The organism is Streptosporangium sp. NPDC000396 (assembly GCF_042898655.1).
GTDB lineage: Bacteria > Actinomycetota > Actinomycetes > Streptosporangiales > Streptosporangiaceae > Streptosporangium.
The window spans coordinates 39,657-58,682 of record NZ_JBIAZA010000016.1 but is presented as its reverse complement, the minus strand read 5'-3'; the positions used below and the strand labels follow the sequence as shown (position 1 = coordinate 58,682).

Here is a 19,026-nt window from a genome sequence, read left to right as displayed (position 1 = left end):
GTCAGAGAGCCAGCTGGGCCAGCCCCGGCAGATACGAACGGGCCGCGGAGCGCGCCTCCTGAGGGGACGTGGCGGCCCGGGCGGCCTGCGCGGCGAGCAGGCACTGCTCCAGGGTGTGACGTGCCAGCGCCGCCCGTACGGCCGGCAGCGCGGGGGCGGCCATCGACAACGAGCTGACACCGAGCCCGACCAGCACGCATGCGAGGACCGGGTCCCCCGCGGCCTCCCCGCAGACCCCGCACGCCTTGCCGCGCTCGACGGCCCCGTTCACGGCCATGATGATCAGATCGAGCAGTGCGGGCTGCCAGGCGTCCTGCAACGCGGTCAGCGTGCCCACCTGGCGGTCGGCGGCGAAGGTGTACTGGGCCAGGTCGTTGGTGCCGATCGAGAAGAAGTCCGCCTCCTCGGCGAGGTCGGAGGCGCGCACGGCCGCCGACGGGACTTCGATCATCACGCCTCCGGACGGCAGCCCCGCGTCCTTGCAGGCGGCCGCGAACCAGGCGGCCTCCTCCGCGGTGGCCACCATCGGGGCCATCACCTGGAGCTTGGCCGATGATCGGGCCGCGGCCCGCGCCAGGGCACCGAGCTGCGCGTTCATGATCTCCGGGTGTGTCCTGAAGAGCCGGAGCCCGCGCTCTCCCAGGGCCGGGTTCGGCTCGTTCCCCTGAGGGGGCAGGAACGCCAGCGGCTTGTCCGCCCCGGCGTCGAGTGTCCGAACGACCACCCGGCCGCCGGGGAAGGCGTTCAGCACCTCCAGGTAGGCGGCCTCCTGCTCCTGCTCGTCGGGCGCCGTCGTCCGTCCCAGGAAGAGGAACTCGGTCCGGTAGAGCCCGACGCCCTCCGCTCCGTACTCCAGCGCGGTGTCCACGTCACGCGGCCCGCCGATGTTGGCCAGCAGCGGCACGGCGTGCCCGTCGGCGGTCATCCCGGGCCCGGTGGCGGCCGCGAGCACGGCCGCCCTGGCCGCGGCGGCGTTCCTCGCCGTCGTGACCTCCGCGTCCGACGGCGCGAGCCGTACGAGACCGGAGGCCCCGTCCACCAGCACCGGCGTGCCCGGGGCGATCGAGATCGCCCCGGGACAGGCCACGACGGCCGGGACGCCCATCGCCCGGGCCAGGATCGCGGTGTGGCTGGTCGGCCCGCCCTGCTCGGTGACGAAGGCGGCCACCACGTCCTTGGACAGCAGCGCGGTGTCGGCGGGCGCCAGGTCACGGGCGATGAGCACGTACGGCTGCGCCGCGCGGGACGGCAGGCCCGGCATCGGCACGCCTTCGAGCACGGCGACGGCCCGGTCCCTGACGTCGTCCAGGTCGGCGGCGCGCTCGCCCAGATATCCTCCGGCCTCGACGAGCATCTCGCGATATCCGCCGAACGCCTCGTAGACCGCGCGGGCGGCGGTCTTCCCCGCGTCGATCAGCTCGGCCACCCCGACGGCCAGGCCGGGGTCACGCGCCATCAACGCCTGGGCGTTCAGGATCGCCTGGGCCTCGCCGCCCGCCAGCGTCCCCCGCTCCTCCAGGTCGGCGGCGACCTGCTCCAGCGCCCGGTCGGCCCTGGCCCGCTCCGCCGCGGCGTCGTCCCGGCGGGTGACGTCCGCGGGCATCGGGACCTCGTGCGTGAGAACGTAGCCGGGCCCGAAGCCGATGCCCGGGCTCACGCCCACCCCCGTGAGCGCGCTCATGGCGCCGACGCGATTTGGGCGAGTTGATCCACGAGCTCGTCGGCGCCCTCGCCCTCGGCCGCGATGACCACGATGTCCCCCTGACGGACGTCGAGCGACAGGACCGCGAGGATGCTCTTGGCGTTCACCGGTTTGCCGTTCCCCTTGGCGACGGTGACGTCCAGCGGGGTCTTGGCCGCGGTCTGCACGAATGTCGCCGCGGGACGGGCGTGCAGGCCGACCTCGGCCTTGACGGTGACTTGGCGCTCGGCCACGTGTTCCTCCTGCGAGAGTCGGCCGGGCGGTCTAGACCGCCCGGCTCATTGTCTGGTCATAGGTGACCGGCCGGACGCGGCCGATCGTGGGAGACCCTGCGGGCCGTGGCCTCATGTCCACTGGAACAACTCGTCTCCCGCGCGCACGAGGCCCTCGGCGAGCGTGGTCACGGCCCCCTCGATCGCGTCCAGCGCCACGACCGGGCAGACGGGAGAACGCCCGCCCGCCTCGACCTCGGCGGGGTCCCAGGCCACCACGGGCTGTCCCGCGCTCACCCGATCCCCCTCGGACACCAGCAGCTCGAACCCCACCCCTTTGAGCTGCACGGTGTCGATGCCCAGGTGAACCAGAACTCCCCGGCCGTCGTCGTCGACGACGACGAACGCGTGCGGATGCAATTTGATGATCTTGCCCGCGATGGGTGAGACCGCCCGGCCCGGCGCCCTGTCGGGCTCGATCGCCATCCCCGGCCCGACCAGGCCCTCCGAGAACACCGGGTCGGGCACCGCCCCCAGACCCACGGCCGCCCCCGCGACCGGGGCCAGAACTGTGGTCATCACACCCCCTCGGCATGCCCCGCCCGCGAAGGCGGGGCCGTCCCCGCCTGCTCAGCCGATGATGTCCTCGATGTCGCTGGCGATCGTGTCGGCTTCGGGGCCCACGACCACCTGGACGATGTTGCCCGCGGCCATCACGCCGTGCACGCCTGCGGCCTTGAGCGCCGTCTGATCGACCTTGGAGGCGTCACGCACCTCGGTGCGGAGCCGGGTGATGCACGGTTCGATCTCAATGATGTTGTCCGCACCGCCGAGCCCCGCGATGATCGCATCAGCGCTGGCTGCCATGTCGCCCTCCAGTCGTCATCGGACCGCCCCCTGTCCAGGTCTGTGACCAGGCTAAACGATGCTCCGCGATCAGTCGGTCTGGGTCACCTTGTTGAGACCGCGCGGGGCGTCGGGGTCGATCCCCAGCCTGCGCGCGAGGGCCTCGGTCAGCAGCTGGCCGGGGACGATGAGACCGAGCGGGGCGACCCACTCCGGAAGGTCCGGGCCGTGCAGCGCCGCCGTGGAGACCGCGGAGAGCGCGGTGCCGCCGCCGACGGTGTAGGCCGCGGCGCCGGCGCCGGTGACCCGCTCGGCGAGTGCCACAGTGCCGGCCAGGGTCGGGCCTTCCCCGGCCGCGACCAGGATGGCCGGGGTGTCGCGGTCGACCACGGCGATCGGGCCGTGCAGCAGGTCGGCGTAGGACAGGCCCATGGCGTGCAGGTAGCACGCCTCCTTGAGCTTGAGCGCCAGCTCCAGAGCGGTGGAGAAGGCCAGGCCGCGGCCGGAGACCACGACACCCGGCTTGTCGGCCAGACCGTCGACGATCGCGTCCAGGTCGCCCGGGTCATCGATCAGCTTCTCCACCGCATCCGGCACCCGCCGCAGGTCGTCGGCGTTGACGTCGGCGCCCAGGCCGAGGCCGAGCACGGCCAGCGCGGCGAGCTGGGTGGTGTAGGTCTTGGTGGCCGGGACGGCCTTCTCCTCGCCCGCGAGCGTGCACAGGGCCAGGTCGGCGGCCTGGGCGAGAGGGCTCTGCTCGCCGCCGTTGGTGATCGCCAGAGTCCTGGCGCCGCAGTCCTTGGCCCAGGCGAGGGTCTCGACGATCTCCTCGGTCCGGCCGGACTGGGAGAGCGCGACGGCCAGCACGCCGTCGAGGTCCAGCCTGCGCCTGTAGGTGGTCGCGATCGAGGGCGCGGCGAGCGTGGACAGACGGCCCGTGTGCGCCTCAGCCAGATAACGGCCATAGACTGCGGCATTGTCGGAGGTGCCCCGGGCGATGAACAGCAGCTGACGGGTCTGGCTCGCCAGCCGCTCCACCTCCTCGACCCTGGGGAGGAGGGCGTCCAGTGTGGCCCGCAACGCAGCAGGCTGCTCGGCGATTTCGCTGCGCATCTTGGTCGTCATCACACGCTCACCCTTCGGTCGGGCTGATGAGATCGGGCCGTTATCGATCCGTCGCCGCACCGTACGTTGACACCCTTTTCCGGCCTGTGGTCTAGTCCGGACTAGACCAGTACGAACCATAACTCATCCACACATCTCAGATCGAGAGGGGAGGATCCCGTGGCCCAGATCGATCCGGACAGTCCAGTGCCGAAGTACTTCCAGCTTCGCGAGATCCTGCTCGACCTCATCGAGAACAACGAGCTGGCGATCGGCACGGCGATCCCGTCGGAACGCGAGCTCTGCCAGCGCTTCGGTCTGTCCCGCATGACCGTACGGCAGGCGGTCGACCACCTGGTCTCGGAGGGCAGGCTTCAGCGCGTCGCGGGCAAGGGCACGTTCGTGGCCCGCCCCAAGATCGAGATGTCCCTCCGGCTGACCTCGTTCAGCGACGAGATGCGCGCCCGGGGCATGGAGCCCGGCTCCCGCGACCTGGACCGCCGCGTGGTCAGGGCCAGCGCGCATCTCGCCAGGGAACTCGGCATCCACCCGGGAGACGAGGTCCACTTCATCGAACGGCTGCGCACCGCCGCCGGCGAGCCCATGTGCATCGAGCGAGCCCACATCCCGGTCTCCCTCGCGCCCGATCTCAACAGCTACGATCTGACGGGCCGCTCCCTCTACGCCCTGCTTGAGACCCGCTACGGCCTGGTTCTCGACGCGGGCGAGCTCACCATCGACGGCGGCATCGCCGACCCCGCCGACGCCGACCTGCTGAAACTGCCGCGCGGCGGAGCCGTTCTGCTGCTCCAGCGACGTTCCTTCGCCGGAGGCGTCTGCGCCGAGCTCGGGGTCTCCACCTACCGCGCCGATCGCTACCAGCTCCGCACGGCCCTGGAGATACCGGCCCGCCGCACCTGACCTCCTCCCCTCCCCCACCCTCTGGAGGAAAGTCCGATGAGTTCCACCTCAGCGGACGCGGGTCTGCCCGCCCCGTACCCATCCGGATCCGCCGTGATGAGCGTGCTCCGGCGCCCGGGATGCTCCTTCGCAGGCCTCCTACGTCCCCCGCGTGTCCACGACCGTGTATTCGCGACGACCAGTGGTACATACCAAGCATCCCCCCGCACGGCGTGGCACGCGGGGGGTCTGGGATGAGTACGGCAGCCGCAGAGCGCGGCCCATCGGCATGGTCGTCGGTCTTCGCCATCCTCCAGCGCATCGGGCGCTCGCTGATGATGCCGATCGCGGTGCTGCCCGCCGCCGGTCTGCTGCTCAGATTCGGTCAGGAGGATCTGCTCGGCCGGACGGACAACGCTTTTCTCGACCAGGTGGCCGCCATCTTCGCGGCCGCCGGTGGCGCCCTGTTCGACAACCTGCCGCTGCTGTTCGCGGTCGGCGTCGCCATCGGGTTCGCCCGCAAGGCCGACGGCTCCACCGCGCTGGCCGCGCTCGTCGGCTACCTGGTCTTCGACCGTGTTTCCAAGACCCTGTTCTTCGCCGCTCCACCGGTCTCCCAGGTCTACAAGAAGGTCGCGCTGAACGTCGTGGACCCCGAAGGGAACCCCGTTCCCGCGCTCAACCTCGGCGCGCAGAATCCCACCGGGGTCCTGGGCGGCATCGTCATCGGCATCACCGCCGCCCTGCTCTGGCAGCGCTACTACCGGATCAAGCTCCCCTCCTGGCTCGCCTTCTTCGGCGGCCGCCGGTTCGTCCCGATCATCACCGCCGTCGTCGCGCTGCTCCTCGGCGTGGTCTTCGGCCTGCTCTGGCAGCCGGTCGGCGAATGGCTGGCCGGCGTGGGCGACTGGCTGGCCCTCCACGGCACCCCGGGCGCCGGCGTTTACGGCGTGGCCAACCGCCTGCTCATCCCGGTAGGCCTGCACCACTTCCTGAACACGATCGTCTGGTTCACCCTCCCCGAGTGCGACGCCGGGGTCAACGGCGCGACCAGGAACGCCTCGGGCGACCTGAACTGCTACTTCGCGGGCCAGGACGGCGCCGGGATCTTCATGACCGGCTTCTTCCCGGTGATGATGTTCGGCCTGCTGGGTGCCGCCATCGCGATGTGGCGGGCGGCCCCGCCCGGCAGGCGCGCGACCGTCGGCGGCATCATGCTCTCGGCCGGCCTCACCTCCTTCGTCACCGGTATCACCGAGCCGATCGAGTTCGCCTTCATCTTCGTGGCGCCCGTGCTGTTCGTGGTGCACGCGGTCCTCACCGGGCTGTCGATGGCCCTGATGGCGGAGCTGGGGGCCCGCCTCGGGTTCACCTTCTCCGCGGGCGCCATCGACATGCTCCTCAACGCGGGCAAGTCCAACACCCACGGGATCGGACTGATCATCGTCTTCGGCCTGGTCTACTTCGTCGTCTACTACGCGCTGTTCACCGTCCTGATCAGGAAGCTGAACCTGGCCACCCCGGGCCGGGAGCCGGAGGAGGCCGACGCCGCACCGGGCACGACCACCGACCCGCTCGCTCCCTGAGCACCGTTTCGGCTGTCCGCCAAAGATCAACGACCCATGCCGGAAACCGCCTTTCCCCAGGTGGGAACCGATCCAGCATGAGGTCACCTTCTCCGCCTAGCCGGACGAAACGACGGTGATCGCGAGGAAGTTGGCGACCGACGTATCTGGACAGGGGACCGGAAACTCCTGGACATGTCAGTTCCGCCGACCACGATCGGAGTTGTCATGTCGCGCCCCCCACGACCGGTATCGCTCCCCCGGATCGCGCCGTCCCCCCGCACCGAACCGCCCTATGACGACGAACGCCCGCCCGGGGACATCCCGGCCGCCGCCCCGCCGTACGTCCAGGGGGCGCTCGCGCTCGACTACGAGCCTGAGCCGGTCGACTCCCGGGCCCACAGGCCGTTGGTCTGGGGACCGCCGGGCGCGATTCCCGACGGGCGGCGGCTGCGGGCTCTCTGCCAGGCCGTCGCCGAGATCCTGGCCGGCAGGCGACCGCCTTCGAGCGTCTCCTCCCACATGACCGGCCGGGCCCACGCCGAGCTGGTCAGAAGCGGAAAGATCATCAACTGCACGCGACCGCCGCTGGTCGGCACGCCTCACGTGTCCCAGCCCGAGGACGGAGTGGTGGAGATGTGCGTCCTGGTGCACTGCGGTGACCGGCCACGCGTCCTGGCGCTGAGACTGGAGCGCCAGGGGGTGCAGTGGCTGTGCACCGACTTCGAGGCGACGCCCTGACCGCCCGCCGTACCGCGTGAACCTGCCGTACCGCGTGAAAGCGAAGGGCCCGCACGGCGTGCGGGCCCTTCGATCAGCGATCAGGCTTCGGTGTGCTTGGGGTCACCGTGGCAGCGCTTGTACTTCTTGCCCGAACCGCAGGGGCACGGGGCGTTGCGCTCGACGTTGCCGTAGGCGTCGCGCTCCGCCTTGGTGCTGACCCGGGTGTGCTCGATCTCGCCGCTCTCGCCGGGCGCGGTGTATTCCAGCTCGGAGGGACGCTGCGGGCCGCGCAGGCCACGGGCGATGATCGAGCGGGCCTCGGCGATCGCCTCGTCCTCGGCCGCCTCGGCCTCTTCCACGATCGGGTTGGTCTGCACCTCGACTTCGAGGTTGAACAGGTAGCCGACCGACTCCTCCTTGATGCCGTCGAGCATCTGGGAGAACATGTCGAAGCCTTCGCGCTGGTATTCGATCAGCGGGTCGCGCTGAGCCATCGCGCGCAGGCCGATGCCCTCCTGGAGGTAGTCCATCTCGTAGAGGTGCTCGCGCCACTTGCGGTCGAGGACCGACAGGATGACCCGGCGCTCCAGCTCCCGCATGGTCTCCGAGCCGAGCTCCTCCTCGCGACGGTCGTAGGCGGCCATCGCGTCGGCCTTCACCTTCTCGTTGAGGATCTCGGCGGTGAGCTCCTCACGACCACCGACCTCCTCGACGATCCCGTCGACGGTGAGAGTGGTCGGGTAGAGCTGGCCGAGCGCCTTCCACAGCTTGTCGAGATCCCACTCCTCGGCGAAGCCCTCGGCGGTGGCGCCCGCGACGTAGTCGTCGATCACGTCGTTGATGAAGCCGCGGATCTGCTCGTGCAGGTCGGCGCCCTCCAGCACCTGGTGGCGCTCGGCGTAGATCACCTTGCGCTGCCGGTTCATGACCTCGTCGTACTTCAGAACGTTCTTACGGATCTCGAAGTTCTGCTGCTCGACCTGGTGCTGAGCGGAGGCGATGGCCTTGGAGACTATGCCCGACTCGATCGGGACATCGTCCGGGATGTTCAGCCGCGTCATGATCATCTCGACCCTGGCCGAGTTGAACAGGCGCATGAGGTCGTCCTCGAGCGAGAGGTAGAAACGCGACTCGCCCGGGTCGCCCTGACGGCCGGAACGGCCTCGCAGCTGGTTGTCGATGCGCCGCGACTCGTGCCGCTCGGTGCCCAGGACGTAGAGGCCGCCCAGCTCGGTGACCTCGTCGTGCTCGGACTTCACGGCCTCCCTGGCCTTCTCCAGCGCCTCGGCCCAGGCCTTTTCGTACTCCTCCGCGGTCTCGACCGGGTCGAGGCCGCGGTTGCGCAGCTCCGTGTCGGCACGGAAGTCGGGGTTGCCGCCGAGCATGATGTCGGTGCCTCGACCGGCCATGTTGGTGGCGACGGTGACGGCGTGCTTGCGGCCCGCCTCGGCGACGATCGCCGCCTCACGCGCGTGGTTCTTGGCGTTGAGGACCTCGTGCTTGACGCCCCTGCGCTTGAGCTCCTTGGACAGGCGCTCGGACTTCTCCACGCTCGTGGTGCCGACCAGGACCGGCTGGCCCTTCTCGTAGCGCTCCTTGATGTCCTCGACGCAGGCCATGAACTTGGCGTCCTCGGTCTTGTAGACCACGTCGGCCTGGTCCTTACGGATCATCGGCCGGTTCGTCGGGATCGGGACGACGCCCAGCTTGTAGGTCTGGTGGAACTCGTTGGCCTCGGTCGCCGCGGTGCCGGTCATGCCCGAGAGCTTGGAGTAGAGGCGGAAGTAGTTCTGCAGCGTGATCGTGGCGAGAGTCTGGTTCTCGTCCTTGATCTTCACGCCTTCCTTCGCCTCGATGGCCTGGTGCATGCCCTCGTTGTAGCGGCGGCCGTGCAGGACGCGGCCGGTGAACTCGTCGACGATCAGGACCTCACCGTCGACGACGATGTAGTCCTTGTCCTTCTTGTAGAGCTCCTTGGCCTTCAGCGCGTTGTTGAGGAAGCCGACCAGGTGGGTGTGCTCGGGCTTGTAGAGGTTGTCGATGCCGAGCCAGTCTTCGACCTTCTCCACGCCGGGCTCGAAGATGCCGACGGTGCGCTTCTTCTCGTCCACGACGTAGTCGCCGGTCTGCTCCTCGCCGTCCTTGCCCTCGGTGCCGCGGCGGAGCCTGGGGACGATCTTGGCGAACTCGGTGTACCACTTGCCGGACTGCTCGCCGGGGCCGGAGATGATCAGCGGTGTCCGGGCCTCGTCGATGAGGATCGAGTCGACCTCGTCGACGATGCCGAAGTTGTGGCCGCGCTGGACGCACTCCTCCAGCGACCAGGCCATGTTGTCGCGCAGATAGTCGAAGCCGAACTCGTTGTTCGTGCCGTAGGTGATGTCGGCGTTGTACTGCCTGCGGCGCTCGTCGGACGGCATGTTCGCCAGGATCACGCCGACGTTGAGGCCGAGGAAACGGTGGATCCGGCCCATCTCGTCGGCGTCGCGCTTGGCGAGGTAGTCGTTGGTCGTGATGACGTGCACGCCCTTGCCCGAGAGGGCGTTGAGGTAGGCGGGGAGCGTACAGGTGAGGGTCTTGCCCTCACCGGTGCGCATCTCAGAGATGTTGCCCATGTGCAGGTTGGCCCCGCCCATGATCTGCACGTCGAAGTGGCGCTTGCCCAGCACGCGGCGGGAAGCCTCGCGAACGGTGGCGAAGGCTTCGGGAAGCAGGTCGTCGAGGGACTCGCCGTCGGTGTAACGCTGCTTGTATTCGGCGGTGAGCGCGCGAAGCTCGGCGTCGGTCAGGCTCGTGAAGTCGTCCTCGATGGAGTTGACCTGGTCGGCGATTCGCTTGAGCTTACGCAGCAGTTTGCCTTCGCCTGCGCGAAGGATCTTGTCGAGAAAGGCTGGCACTTTAGGTAAAGCTCCTCGCAGGTCTTCCGCGGCCGGACGGGCCCGGATGAGGACGAGACATGGTTCTCCGCTGCCATCGTAGGCGGTTCTCCCACCAGACACAGCCACCCTGAAAGACGCTCTGCGCGTCCACGGAGTTCCTCACGTCCCTTTTAAGGGACTAGCGACCAGCCTAAAGGGTATGCCGGTTTGCACACGCGCATGGCGAAGGAATGAGCATACGGCGCGTCGTACTCCGGGGGGAACGCTGCCATGGCGGGCGCGTCTCAGCAGGCCGACCCTGACGACAGGGCGACGTTGTGGCTGTCCGTGACCGTGGTCGCACTGGGTTTCTCCATCGGAGGAGCGGCCCTGTGCCTGGGTCCCAACTGGCTCCTGTTCGGAATGGGCACGATCATCTTCGCTCTGGGAGGAATCCTCCTCATGGCCTTCCATGTCCTCCAGGACGTCACCCCCGACGAGGACGTCATCCCCGACGCCTCACACGCGTCGCACGAGCAGACCCGCCAGGACCCACCCAGCTGACACCGGCATAGCATTTTTGTCGGTGTGGCGCGCTAGTCTTCGGCCTCATGCTGACGCTTTTCCCTCCCCTGGGCCGCCCATGACGGTCACGCTCTCCGCGGACGAGGCCCGCCGGATCATCCTTCGCGCCCAGGGCTTCCTGGGTGCCGACGCCCGCCGCGGCGGCGTCCCCGCGGTCCTGCGCCGCCTGGGAGCCGTCCAGCTCGACACGATCTCCGTCCTGGCCCGCTCCCACGAGCTCATCGCCTATGCCCGGCTCGGCGCGGTCGGCAGGCAGAAGATCGAGCGCGCCTACTGGGACGACCCGGCCCGCGCCTTCGAATACTGGTGCCACGCCGCCTGCATCCTGCCGATCGACGACTGGTCTCTCTACGCCTTCCGGCGCAGGCGTTTCCGGGACAGGAAATACCGCTGGCACGAACTGCCCGACAACGTGGACAAGGTGCTTGAGCAGGTCCGTGAGAACGGTCCCATCACCACCGCGGACATCGGGGGCGCCAAGAACGGCGGCCCCTGGTGGGACTGGTCCGACTCGAAGATCGCCATCGAGTGGCTGCTGGACACCGGGGACGTCGTCTGCACCCGCCGCGTCGGCTGGCGCCGCGTCTACGAACTGGCCGAACGCGTGGTCCCGGGTCACCTCCTGGGCGACGACCTCTCCGACGCCGAGTGCGTCGTCCGCCTCGCCCGGATCGCCGGGCGCGCTCTCGGCGTCGCCACCCGCGCCGACCTCGTCGACTTCCTCCGCCTCAAGGCGCCCGACGCCGCCCTTCTGGACAGGTCGCTGCTCGACGGCAGCGCCGGGCTCACCCCGGTCCACGTCTCGGGCTGGCCCGAGCGGGCCACAAAGGCCTGGGCCGACCCCGCGACCCTGGAGACCGACCCCCGGGGCCGTCACCGCACGACGCTGCTCTCCCCGTTCGACTCCCTCGTCTGGGACCGCGCCCGCACCGTCCGCGTGTTCGGCTTCAACCACCGCCTGGAGGCCTACGTCCCCAGGGAGAAACGCGTCCACGGCTACTTCGCCATGCCCGTTCTCGCCGGGGGCCGGCTGGTGGGCCGGGTCGACCCGGCCCGCGAGGGCTCCACCCTGGTCGGCCGCCAGGTCAGCGTCGAACCCGGTGTCAACCAGCGCAAAGCGGCCGAATCTCTGGCCGACGCCCTCTGGGAGGCCGCCGCCTGGGTCGGTTGCGACGACGTTCGCGTCGACCGTGTGGACCCGCAGCTGTCCGCGCCTCTCCAGCAGGCCCTGATCCGCTGATCCCGCGGGCATGAGTCATGAGGGCATGAGGGCGCGGTGGCCACATGTGGTCATCGCGATGACCACATGTGGCCATAAGGGTGCGGTGACCCACGTGCAGGGCCACCGCACCAGGTGTTTCAGGTGATTTCGAGCATTCGCTCGCGAACCGCGTAGACCACCGCTTCCATCCGGGAGTGGAGCTGGAGCTTGTCCAGGATGTTGCGGACGTGGTTCTTCACGGTGTTCTCGGAGATGAACAACTGCTTGGCGATCTCGCGGTTGTTCATGCCCTTGGCGACCAGGCGGAGCACCTCCATCTCCCGGTCCGTCAGACGGGGAACGGGGACCTGGGGAGGCCGTTCGGCCTCCTTGCGGCTCATGTTCGCGAACTCGGTGATGAGTTTGGCGGCCATCGCCGGATTGATCAGCGACTGCCCTTCGTGAACACCGCGCACGGCCTCGGGGACCTCGTCGAGCTGCACGTTCTTCAGCAGGTAGCCGGTGGCGCCCGCCTTGATCGCCTCGAAGAGATCCTCCTCCTCGTCGCTCACCGTCAACATGATGATCCGCGTGCTCGGCACCGAGGCCTTGATCTCGCGAGTGGCCTCGATGCCGTTCCTGCGGGGCATCCGGACATCCATGAGCATGACGTCAGGGGTGAGGCGGTCGGCGAGCTCGACCGCCTCCTGACCGTCGCTCGCCTCACCGACCACCTCGATGTCCGTCTCCGCAGCCAGCGCCATCTCCAGGCTGCGTCGGATCAGCGCGTGATCGTCGACGATCAGCACGCGGATCGGGTCACCGCTCTTGGCAGGGCGGTTCGCCTCATCGGGTTCCGTCACGCCTCCTCCTCGGGGGGGCCAGAGCCGTTGGACCGCCATGATTACACGGGTTCCCGGTCCTCGGGGTGGTCGGAGAGGATCTTCGAACTCGTCCGTCAGGATTCGACGAGCCGCAACACGCCGTAGCTGTAGCCTTGCCGGAGGTATACGACGCTGGGCTGTCCGCTCTCCTTGTCGCGGAACAGATAGAAGTCGTGGCCCACCAGCTCCATTTCGAGCAGTGCCTGATCGATGGTCATCGGGTCGGCCTTGTGGGTCTTCTCCCGGATCACCAGCGGCCCGTCTCCGTCCATCTGGATCGGGATGATGCTCTTGTCTTCGGGAAGGCCGGCGTCGGCCGCCGGCTCGGCCTCGTGCTTCGCGCCAAGGGCGGGCGGCGCGGCTTCGAGCGACTCCGCGAGCGCGGCGGCGGTCAACTCGGCGATAGAAGGGGGGCAGTGATTGCCGTGGTGAATCTTGCGCCGGTCAGCGAGGCGCCTGAGTCTTCCTTCGAGCTTTCCGAGCGCCATGTCGAGGGCGGCGAAGCGATCGTCGGCCGAGGCCTCGGCCCGGATGGCGGGACCGCGAGAGTAGATGGTGAGCTCGACCCGCTCGCGCGGACCGCTGATGTGGCCGTTGGTCTCTCTGGTCACCTCCACATCGATGCTGATGAGCTTGTGGTCCAGACGCTCGACTCTGGCCAGCTTGGTAGTCACGTAGTCGCGGAATCGGTCACTCACTCCAGTGTGCCGACCCTTGACGATGATCTCCATGCACAGCCCCCCTTCGAATCCCGACGGTGGTACAGCGGCACCCGCTCGGCCGACCTGGTCTTCGTCCCCACATCCGCCTGCTGAGGGTTTCGCAGCTCTTTGCCACTACATGCCCTTCTCTTCTGGCGAGGAACATCTGGCTCCTCGGGAAGGCAGGACTTACCTCTAAGCCGCACCGTGATCGATCGACAAAGAGTCGTCTTACGTGGACCGTTTTGCCTGCGGCTGGCATCGGCTAACCGGGCCGGCCCCCTCATGGGGGTCGGTCCGGCGCAACCACGGACCCGAGCGGGTGCCATGGCTCAGACGCTATCCGCATCCCGTCCGAATGTCAGCCTGGGAAACCGCCAAAGGATCACTTTGCGTGATTTTCGGCGGGGTTCCGGACGGCGGAAAGGGTGACCCCCTCGGCGCGACATCCCTGCGAACGCGCGCTTCCCACACCCGCCGACCAGCCCGAGGCCTTGATCGAGACAGGGAGGTATGACTTTACGGTGAGACCGTTTATTCACCCACCAACTTACCCTCCGTCACGAATACCAGTCCGACCCCTCCGGCGTGTCGCGGCGACCGTGACGGCGAGGGAAGCCGCCACGCCCGCCTCGCGCAACGCTCTGGCCGCTTCGGCGAGCGTCGCCCCGGTGGTGACGATGTCGTCCACCAGCACAACCCGCTCGGCGTCGCCCCAGAAGGCCGCCTGGGGCCCGTTCCAGGCAGTCGCAACCTTGTATGCCAGAGCAAGGTTTTCGACCCGCTGGAGCGAGCTCAGCCCCGCCTGGTCGGCGATCCGGCGGCGCGGGACGAGCAGCTTCGCCACGGTCGCCGGCCGGCCCGCCGCACGGAGACATCCGGCGGCGAGCTCCGCGAGCCCGGTGACCGGATCGTGCCCGCGCCGCCGCAGGGCCGGGCGGGCGCTCGGCACGGGAACGAGGGTGACCGGCCGCTCGTCGGCCCCGGCGGCGATCGTCAGTGCCAGGGCTCCGGCCAGCGGACGGGCGAGGGCCGTACGGCCGCGCTCCTTGTAGGCGATGATCATCCGTCGCACGGCACCCGTGTAGCCGGTCGCCGACCAGCACTCGGGAAGACCCGGCGGGGGCGGGGCGGGCGTCCGGCACGCGGGCTCCCCGTGCAGCTCGGCCGTACAGCGAGGGCAGACGAGGGCGCCCGGCGCGCCGCATCCGGCGCAGCGGGGCGGAAGGACCAGGTCGAGCAGCGCGGTCGGCACGGATCCACGGTGTCATGCCCCACCGACAGGCGGTTCGGCCCATGGCCGCGCAGACCGCCGGGCTCCTCACGCGTCGGCCGGTGTCTGCCTCACCGGCGAAGCGCATCGGCCGGTGTCATGCCTCACCGGCGAACGGCTCAGCCCAGGGGGTAGGCCGGGGAGGAGGGGCCGTTCTTGACGAAGACCGCGGCTCCGTTCTGGTTCTTGACCAGGGTCTCCCACTTGGCCGAGTTGTGGTTCCAGGAGAGGACCTGCAGGTTGCCGTCCTCGTCCTTGGCCCCGGCCAGCAGGGAGCCGTCCAGGGCGGTGATGCTCTGGATCCCGGAATAGGAGGCGAGGGACTTGGCCTCCGCGGTGACCGAGGCCTCCAGCAGGTTGAACTTGCCGGTGAGCACGTAGAGGGTCTTGCCGTCCTTCCAGGCGATGTCCTCGATCGTCTGCTTGCCGTCCGGGGGCACGACGGTCTGCAGCGCGGTGATGCGGGTGTAGCTCCCCTGGCCGATGACCGTGCCGATGAGGACCTCCTCCTCGTCCAGCCCGTTCCTCGTCACCACCGCGACATGCACCCCGTCCCGCGCGACCTTGAGCGCCTTGACGTCGGTCGTGTCCAGGTCGGGAGCCGAGACCTCGTACTGCTGGTTCTCGTCGCGCCGCAGCACCTTCGAGGAGTGGTCGCTGGACCGGTTCACCGTCCACAGCGTGTGGTACCGATCCCACGAGGGCGGGGTGAGCTTGTCGCCGGTGACCCACGGCTGCCATTCGCCGCCCTGGGTGAGCGGCGCGACCGAGACGGTCTTGCCGTCCTTCGACAGCGCCGCCACCTGCTGACCCTGGTCGCTGATGGCCGGGTGGGTCCGCGTGCCGTCCTTCTCGCCCGCTTTGCCCAGCACCGGCTGGCCGGTGTTCTCACGCAGCTGCAGCAGCGCGCCGTCGGCGAGATAGAACGGGTGGACCTCGCCGGGAGCCAGCCACGGGTCGAACCTCGAATGCTGCTGGGCGTCGACCAGCAGCGGGCTGTCGGAGGAATAGTACGGCTCGCCGTTCACCCTGATCTCGAAGCCCCAGCCGCCCTTGGTCAGCTCGGCGAGCGTCCCGGCGAGCTGGGCCGACATCGGGATGATCTGCTCGGAGTCCACCCGCTTGGTCAGGTCGACGACGACGCGGTTGTTCTCGGTGAAGACGTCGTTGAGCTCGGTGCCGGACTCGAAGGCGGAGTTCACGGCGTTCTTGAGCAGGCCGCTCGGCCCCTTGAGCAGTCTCTTGACCGTCGTCTTGGCGAAGTTGGACGTGGGGTCGATCGGCACGCGGACCTGGTCGACGACCAGACCCGTCCGCGCCGAGTCCAGGAAGTACAGGTCCACCTTGAGATAGGCGCGATCGACGTCGGCCTCCGACAGCAGCAGACCGTTGGGCGCCGAGCTGATGCGCCACCCCTTCGGTCCTTTGGCGAGGGTGAAGGGCACCTCCCTGCTGCCGCCGCTCGGCTGGTAGCGGCCGTCCTGGCCGACGGTCGCCGTCACCGTCCCGTTGAGCGTGACCGTGACCTGGTTCGCGTCGCTCCCCTGCTGCTTGCGCGGGGCTTCGGTCTGCTTGTAGACCGTCACCCCGCTCTGCGGGTCCCACTTTTTGGCGAAGTCGTCGGTGAGGTATTTACGCGCGATGTCACGCCTGGGGTCGTCGACGCTCGCCATCGCCGCCCGGAATCCGGTGACGACCTCCTCGGCCGTCCAGTCGGGGCTCGGCGACACGGCGACCACCCGCGCGTACGGGTCGCCCAGCGGGTTGCCCTTACGCACGTCGTCCACGCCGATGATCGACCTGCCGCCGATGGGGATCACCGAACAGGCGGTCGTCCCCGCGCAGGTCAACGTGACGGCCAGGCCCGCGGCCCCCAGGCTTCGCGCGGTCCTACTCCGCATCGCGTCCCCCGTCCGCCGCCGCCGGTGACAGCACCGGTGTCATGTGCCCGCGCCAGGTCCGCCGCATCTCCACCTCCGGCGGGACCAGCGGCAACGGCGAACCTCTCAGCGGCGTCCCGGCCGTCCGGGGCAGCGAGAGCCGGAACTGCGACCCCTCCCCGTGCGCTCCCCAGGCCTGAAGCCAGCCGCCGTGCAGCATCGCGTCTTCGCGGGAGATCGCCAGGCCCAGGCCCGTACCGCCGATGGTCCGCGCACGCGACGGGTCGGCCCGCCAGAACCTGTCGAAGACCATGTTCTCCTCGCCGGGTTTCAGGCCCACCCCGTGATCCCGTACGGCCACCGCCACCGCGTCCCGGTCCGCGCCGACCGTGACGATGATGTCCCGGCCCTCGCCGTGCTCGATCGCGTTGAACAGCAGGTTGCGCAGGATGCGCTCGACCCGGCGGCTGTCTATCTCGGCCATGCACGGCTCGCCGGGCAGACGCAGGTCGAAACGGGTGGAGTGGCGCTCGGCCAGCACCTCGGAGTCGGCGACCGCGCGCAGGACCACGTCTCTGACGTCCGTCGAGTCGACGTCCAGCTCGGCCGCGCCCGCGTCGTAGCGGCTGATCTCCAGCAGGTCGGCGAGCATCGACTCGAACCGGTTCAGCTGGTTCTGCATCAGCTCGGCCGATCTGGCGGCCATCGGGTCGAAGTCCTCGCGGGCGTCGTAGAGCAGGTCGGCGGCCATCCGCACGGTGGTCAGCGGGGTGCGCAGCTCGTGCGAGACGTCGGAGACGAACTGCCGCTGGACCTGGGACAGCTCCTCCAGCTGATGGATCTTCAACGCCAGGTTGCCGGCCATCTCGTTGAAGGAGGTGGCCAGGCGCGCCAGGTCGTCCTCGCCGCGGACCTTCAGCCGCTCGTCCAGGCGTCCGGCGGCCAGCCGCTCGGCGGCCTGCCTGGCCAGCCGTACCGGGGTGACCACCTGGCGGGTGACCAGCGAGGCGATCGCGGCCAGCAGCAGCACCAGGGCGACCCCGACGACGATGAGCATCCGCAGGACCGAGGTGAGGGTCTTCTCCTCCTCGTCCAGCGGGACCAGGTGGTAGATCTCGTATCCGCTGTCCAGCAGGGTGCCGGAGGTGTCGAGGCGGGTGCCGATCACCATGCCCGGCACAGGCTCCCGCTTGCCGCTGTAGTACAGGTATGTGTAGGCGGTGCTGTCCTCGTCGGCCGGCTTCCTGAGCACCTCCTCGCGCAGCTTCGGCGGAATGCTCGCCTGGTCGATGTTCGTGCTGGCGGAGAAGTCTCCGGGCCGGCTCTCGTTGCGGATGATCACCGAGTATCGGGTGGCGGGCCCGGCCCGCCCCGCGAGCGCCGCGACCGCCTCGCCGAGCGGGCTGTCCCCGCCTCCGGAGAACGTCTGCCCCGGTTCGGCGGACTGCTTGGAGACGTCGCCTTCCTGCCGGTTCAGGTAGGTGAGCACCGTTCTCCGGTCGGCCTGCGCCTCGCTCCTCGCCGCGCGCTCCCTGGCTCCCAGCGTGGTGGCGATGATCTGCTGCATGAGGAAGACGCCCAGCACGGCGACCACCGCGATGGAGATGACCATCGTGCTGGTGACCACGCGGAGCTGCAGGGAACGCCGCCAGACCCGTCGCACGCCGCCCGCGGCGCGGCGGGCACGCCGACGAACACCCCGCGCCACCTGGCGCGGGGTGCGACGGCGACGCTTGTCAGACGAAGGCATATCGGGGACCGGAGGGGCCGCGGGCCTAGGCCGGTCCGGCCTTGTACCCCACCCCGCGAACCGTCACCACGATCTCGGGGTGCTCGGGGTCCTTCTCGATCTTGGCGCGGAGCCGCTGGACGTGCACGTTGACCAGGCGGGTGTCCGCCGCGTGCCGGTAACCCCAGACCTGCTCGAGCAGGACCTCCCGGGTGAAGACCTGACGCGGCTTGCGGGCGAGCGCGACCAGCAGGTCGAACTCCAGCGGGGTGAGGTTGATCGTCTCCTCGTCCCGCTTGACCGAGTGCCCGGCGACGTCGATGGTGATGTCGCCGATCTGCAGGATCTCCGGCGTCGGCTCGTCGGTGCGGCGCAGCCGCGCGCGGACCCGGGCCACCAGCTCCTTGGGCTTGAACGGCTTGACGATGTAGTCGTCGGCTCCGGACTCCAGGCCGAGCACCACGTCGATGGTGTCGCTCTTGGCCGTCAGCATGACGATCGGCACACCGGACTCGGCACGGATGCGGCGGCACACGTCGATGCCGTCGGCTCCGGGCAGCATGAGGTCGAGCAGCACCAGATCCGGCCGGGTGTCGCGGAACGCGTCGATTGCCTTGTCCCCATCGGACACGAAGGAAGGTTCAAAACCCTCTCCGCGCAGCACGATGCCGAGCATCTCAGCGAGAGCGGCGTCGTCGTCGACGACCAGCACGCGTCCTTTCATGGCCCCTCATTCGTTTTACGCAGTTTGGGAGTCGGTGGGGTAAACGGCACAGTCGTCGAAGATTACCCTCGTCCGGCCACTGGATGGCACCAGCTTGACAACCGGCCATCCAACCGCCGAATTTTAGGTGCACACAACG

The 19,026-nt window shown here is 69.1% G+C and carries 17 protein-coding genes; 5 read left to right on the top strand and 12 right to left on the bottom strand.

Going from position 1 to position 19,026, the window contains the following annotated elements:
• Position 1: 1 nt before the first annotated feature.
• The 5 genes from ptsP to ACFY2X_RS25485 form a co-directional block, all read right to left on the bottom strand.
• The gene (gene ptsP, locus ACFY2X_RS25505) at positions 2-1,681 is read right to left on the bottom strand and encodes a phosphoenolpyruvate--protein phosphotransferase (RefSeq protein WP_389941986.1); all 1,680 of its coding nucleotides are present in this window, start codon (positions 1,679-1,681) and stop codon (positions 2-4) included.
• A complete protein-coding gene (locus ACFY2X_RS25500; protein WP_389941983.1) occupies positions 1,678-1,935 on the bottom strand; it encodes an HPr family phosphocarrier protein in 258 nt (85 codons plus the stop codon). Before ACFY2X_RS25500 ends, ptsP begins: the two co-directional genes overlap by 4 nt.
• Positions 1,936-2,046: 111 nt before the next feature.
• Complete coding sequence (locus tag ACFY2X_RS25495) at positions 2,047-2,493, bottom strand: PTS glucose transporter subunit IIA (protein WP_389941980.1); 447 nt, start codon at positions 2,491-2,493, stop codon at positions 2,047-2,049.
• A 51-nt stretch (positions 2,494-2,544) separates the two neighbouring features.
• On the bottom strand, positions 2,545-2,781 hold the full coding sequence (locus ACFY2X_RS25490; protein WP_389941977.1) for a glucose PTS transporter subunit EIIB: 237 nt from the start codon (positions 2,779-2,781) through the stop codon (positions 2,545-2,547).
• A 69-nt stretch (positions 2,782-2,850) separates the two neighbouring features.
• The gene (locus ACFY2X_RS25485; protein WP_389941974.1) at positions 2,851-3,885 is read right to left on the bottom strand and encodes an SIS domain-containing protein; all 1,035 of its coding nucleotides are present in this window, start codon (positions 3,883-3,885) and stop codon (positions 2,851-2,853) included.
• Between the two features lie 159 nt (positions 3,886-4,044).
• Here ACFY2X_RS25485 and ACFY2X_RS25480 point away from each other — a divergent pair, with 159 nt between their 5' ends.
• The 3 genes from ACFY2X_RS25480 (at position 4,045) to ACFY2X_RS25470 (ending at position 7,070) form a co-directional block, all read left to right on the top strand.
• Positions 4,045-4,785 (top strand): GntR family transcriptional regulator, encoded by a 741-nt coding sequence (locus ACFY2X_RS25480; protein ID WP_389941971.1) that lies wholly within the window; start codon positions 4,045-4,047, stop codon positions 4,783-4,785.
• Positions 4,786-5,018: 233 nt separating this feature from the next.
• On the top strand, positions 5,019-6,350 hold the full coding sequence (locus ACFY2X_RS25475; protein ID WP_389941968.1) for a PTS transporter subunit EIIC: 1,332 nt from the start codon (positions 5,019-5,021) through the stop codon (positions 6,348-6,350).
• Positions 6,351-6,557: 207 nt separating this feature from the next.
• Complete coding sequence (locus ACFY2X_RS25470; RefSeq protein WP_389941965.1) at positions 6,558-7,070, top strand: Rv3235 family protein; 513 nt, start codon at positions 6,558-6,560, stop codon at positions 7,068-7,070.
• A gap of 80 nt (positions 7,071-7,150) precedes the next feature.
• On the opposite strand, the gene secA is transcribed toward ACFY2X_RS25470, so the two are convergent.
• On the bottom strand, positions 7,151-9,949 hold the full coding sequence (gene secA, locus ACFY2X_RS25465) for a preprotein translocase subunit SecA (RefSeq protein ID WP_389941962.1): 2,799 nt from the start codon (positions 9,947-9,949) through the stop codon (positions 7,151-7,153).
• Between the two features lie 252 nt (positions 9,950-10,201).
• Between secA and ACFY2X_RS25460 the strand changes: the two genes are divergently transcribed.
• Positions 10,202-10,474 (top strand): hypothetical protein, encoded by a 273-nt coding sequence (locus ACFY2X_RS25460; protein WP_389941959.1) that lies wholly within the window; start codon positions 10,202-10,204, stop codon positions 10,472-10,474.
• A gap of 79 nt (positions 10,475-10,553) precedes the next feature.
• The gene (locus tag ACFY2X_RS25455) at positions 10,554-11,735 is read left to right on the top strand and encodes a winged helix-turn-helix domain-containing protein (protein ID WP_389941956.1); all 1,182 of its coding nucleotides are present in this window, start codon (positions 10,554-10,556) and stop codon (positions 11,733-11,735) included.
• Between the two features lie 119 nt (positions 11,736-11,854).
• Here the strand turns inward: ACFY2X_RS25455 and ACFY2X_RS25450 are convergent, their stop codons facing one another.
• The 6 genes from ACFY2X_RS25450 to mtrA all read right to left on the bottom strand — a co-directional run bounded on the left by ACFY2X_RS25450 (position 11,855) and on the right by mtrA (position 18,887).
• The gene (locus ACFY2X_RS25450; protein WP_389941953.1) at positions 11,855-12,559 is read right to left on the bottom strand and encodes a response regulator; all 705 of its coding nucleotides are present in this window, start codon (positions 12,557-12,559) and stop codon (positions 11,855-11,857) included.
• Between the two features lie 95 nt (positions 12,560-12,654).
• On the bottom strand, positions 12,655-13,311 hold the full coding sequence (hpf, locus tag ACFY2X_RS25445) for a ribosome hibernation-promoting factor, HPF/YfiA family (protein WP_389941950.1): 657 nt from the start codon (positions 13,309-13,311) through the stop codon (positions 12,655-12,657).
• Between the two features lie 520 nt (positions 13,312-13,831).
• Positions 13,832-14,536: a ComF family protein gene (locus tag ACFY2X_RS25440; protein WP_389941947.1), complete on the bottom strand. Its 705-nt coding sequence runs from the start codon at positions 14,534-14,536 to the stop codon at positions 13,832-13,834.
• A 137-nt stretch (positions 14,537-14,673) separates the two neighbouring features.
• The gene (locus ACFY2X_RS25435) at positions 14,674-16,455 is read right to left on the bottom strand and encodes an LpqB family beta-propeller domain-containing protein (protein WP_389941944.1); all 1,782 of its coding nucleotides are present in this window, start codon (positions 16,453-16,455) and stop codon (positions 14,674-14,676) included.
• Positions 16,445-18,184, bottom strand: a complete 1,740-nt coding sequence (gene mtrB / locus ACFY2X_RS25430; RefSeq protein ID WP_389941941.1) for an MtrAB system histidine kinase MtrB — start codon at positions 18,182-18,184, stop codon at positions 16,445-16,447. Before mtrB ends, ACFY2X_RS25435 begins: the two co-directional genes overlap by 11 nt.
• Before the next feature lie 25 nt (positions 18,185-18,209).
• Complete coding sequence (gene mtrA, locus ACFY2X_RS25425; protein WP_389941937.1) at positions 18,210-18,887, bottom strand: MtrAB system response regulator MtrA; 678 nt, start codon at positions 18,885-18,887, stop codon at positions 18,210-18,212.
• Between the last annotated feature and the right edge of the window lie 139 nt (positions 18,888-19,026).

Bases quoted from the DNA above. Each gene is read 5' to 3' on its own strand.
- ptsP (WP_389941986.1), bottom strand. From the start codon at position 1,681: ATGAGCGCGCTCACGGGGGTGGGCGTGAGCCCGGGCATCGGCTTCGGG.
- ACFY2X_RS25435 (WP_389941944.1), bottom strand. From the start codon at position 16,455: ATGCGGAGTAGGACCGCGCGAAGCCTGGGGGCCGCGGGCCTGGCCGTC.
- hpf (WP_389941950.1), bottom strand. From the start codon at position 13,311: ATGGAGATCATCGTCAAGGGTCGGCACACTGGAGTGAGTGACCGATTC.
- mtrB (WP_389941941.1), bottom strand. From the start codon at position 18,184: ATGCCTTCGTCTGACAAGCGTCGCCGTCGCACCCCGCGCCAGGTGGCG.
- ACFY2X_RS25475 (WP_389941968.1), top strand. From the start codon at position 5,019: ATGAGTACGGCAGCCGCAGAGCGCGGCCCATCGGCATGGTCGTCGGTC.
- ACFY2X_RS25470 (WP_389941965.1), top strand. From the start codon at position 6,558: ATGTCGCGCCCCCCACGACCGGTATCGCTCCCCCGGATCGCGCCGTCC.
- ACFY2X_RS25495 (WP_389941980.1), bottom strand. From the start codon at position 2,493: ATGACCACAGTTCTGGCCCCGGTCGCGGGGGCGGCCGTGGGTCTGGGG.
- ACFY2X_RS25485 (WP_389941974.1), bottom strand. From the start codon at position 3,885: ATGACGACCAAGATGCGCAGCGAAATCGCCGAGCAGCCTGCTGCGTTG.
- ACFY2X_RS25455 (WP_389941956.1), top strand. From the start codon at position 10,554: ATGACGGTCACGCTCTCCGCGGACGAGGCCCGCCGGATCATCCTTCGC.
- mtrA (WP_389941937.1), bottom strand. From the start codon at position 18,887: ATGAAAGGACGCGTGCTGGTCGTCGACGACGACGCCGCTCTCGCTGAG.
- ACFY2X_RS25490 (WP_389941977.1), bottom strand. From the start codon at position 2,781: ATGGCAGCCAGCGCTGATGCGATCATCGCGGGGCTCGGCGGTGCGGAC.
- ACFY2X_RS25460 (WP_389941959.1), top strand. From the start codon at position 10,202: ATGGCGGGCGCGTCTCAGCAGGCCGACCCTGACGACAGGGCGACGTTG.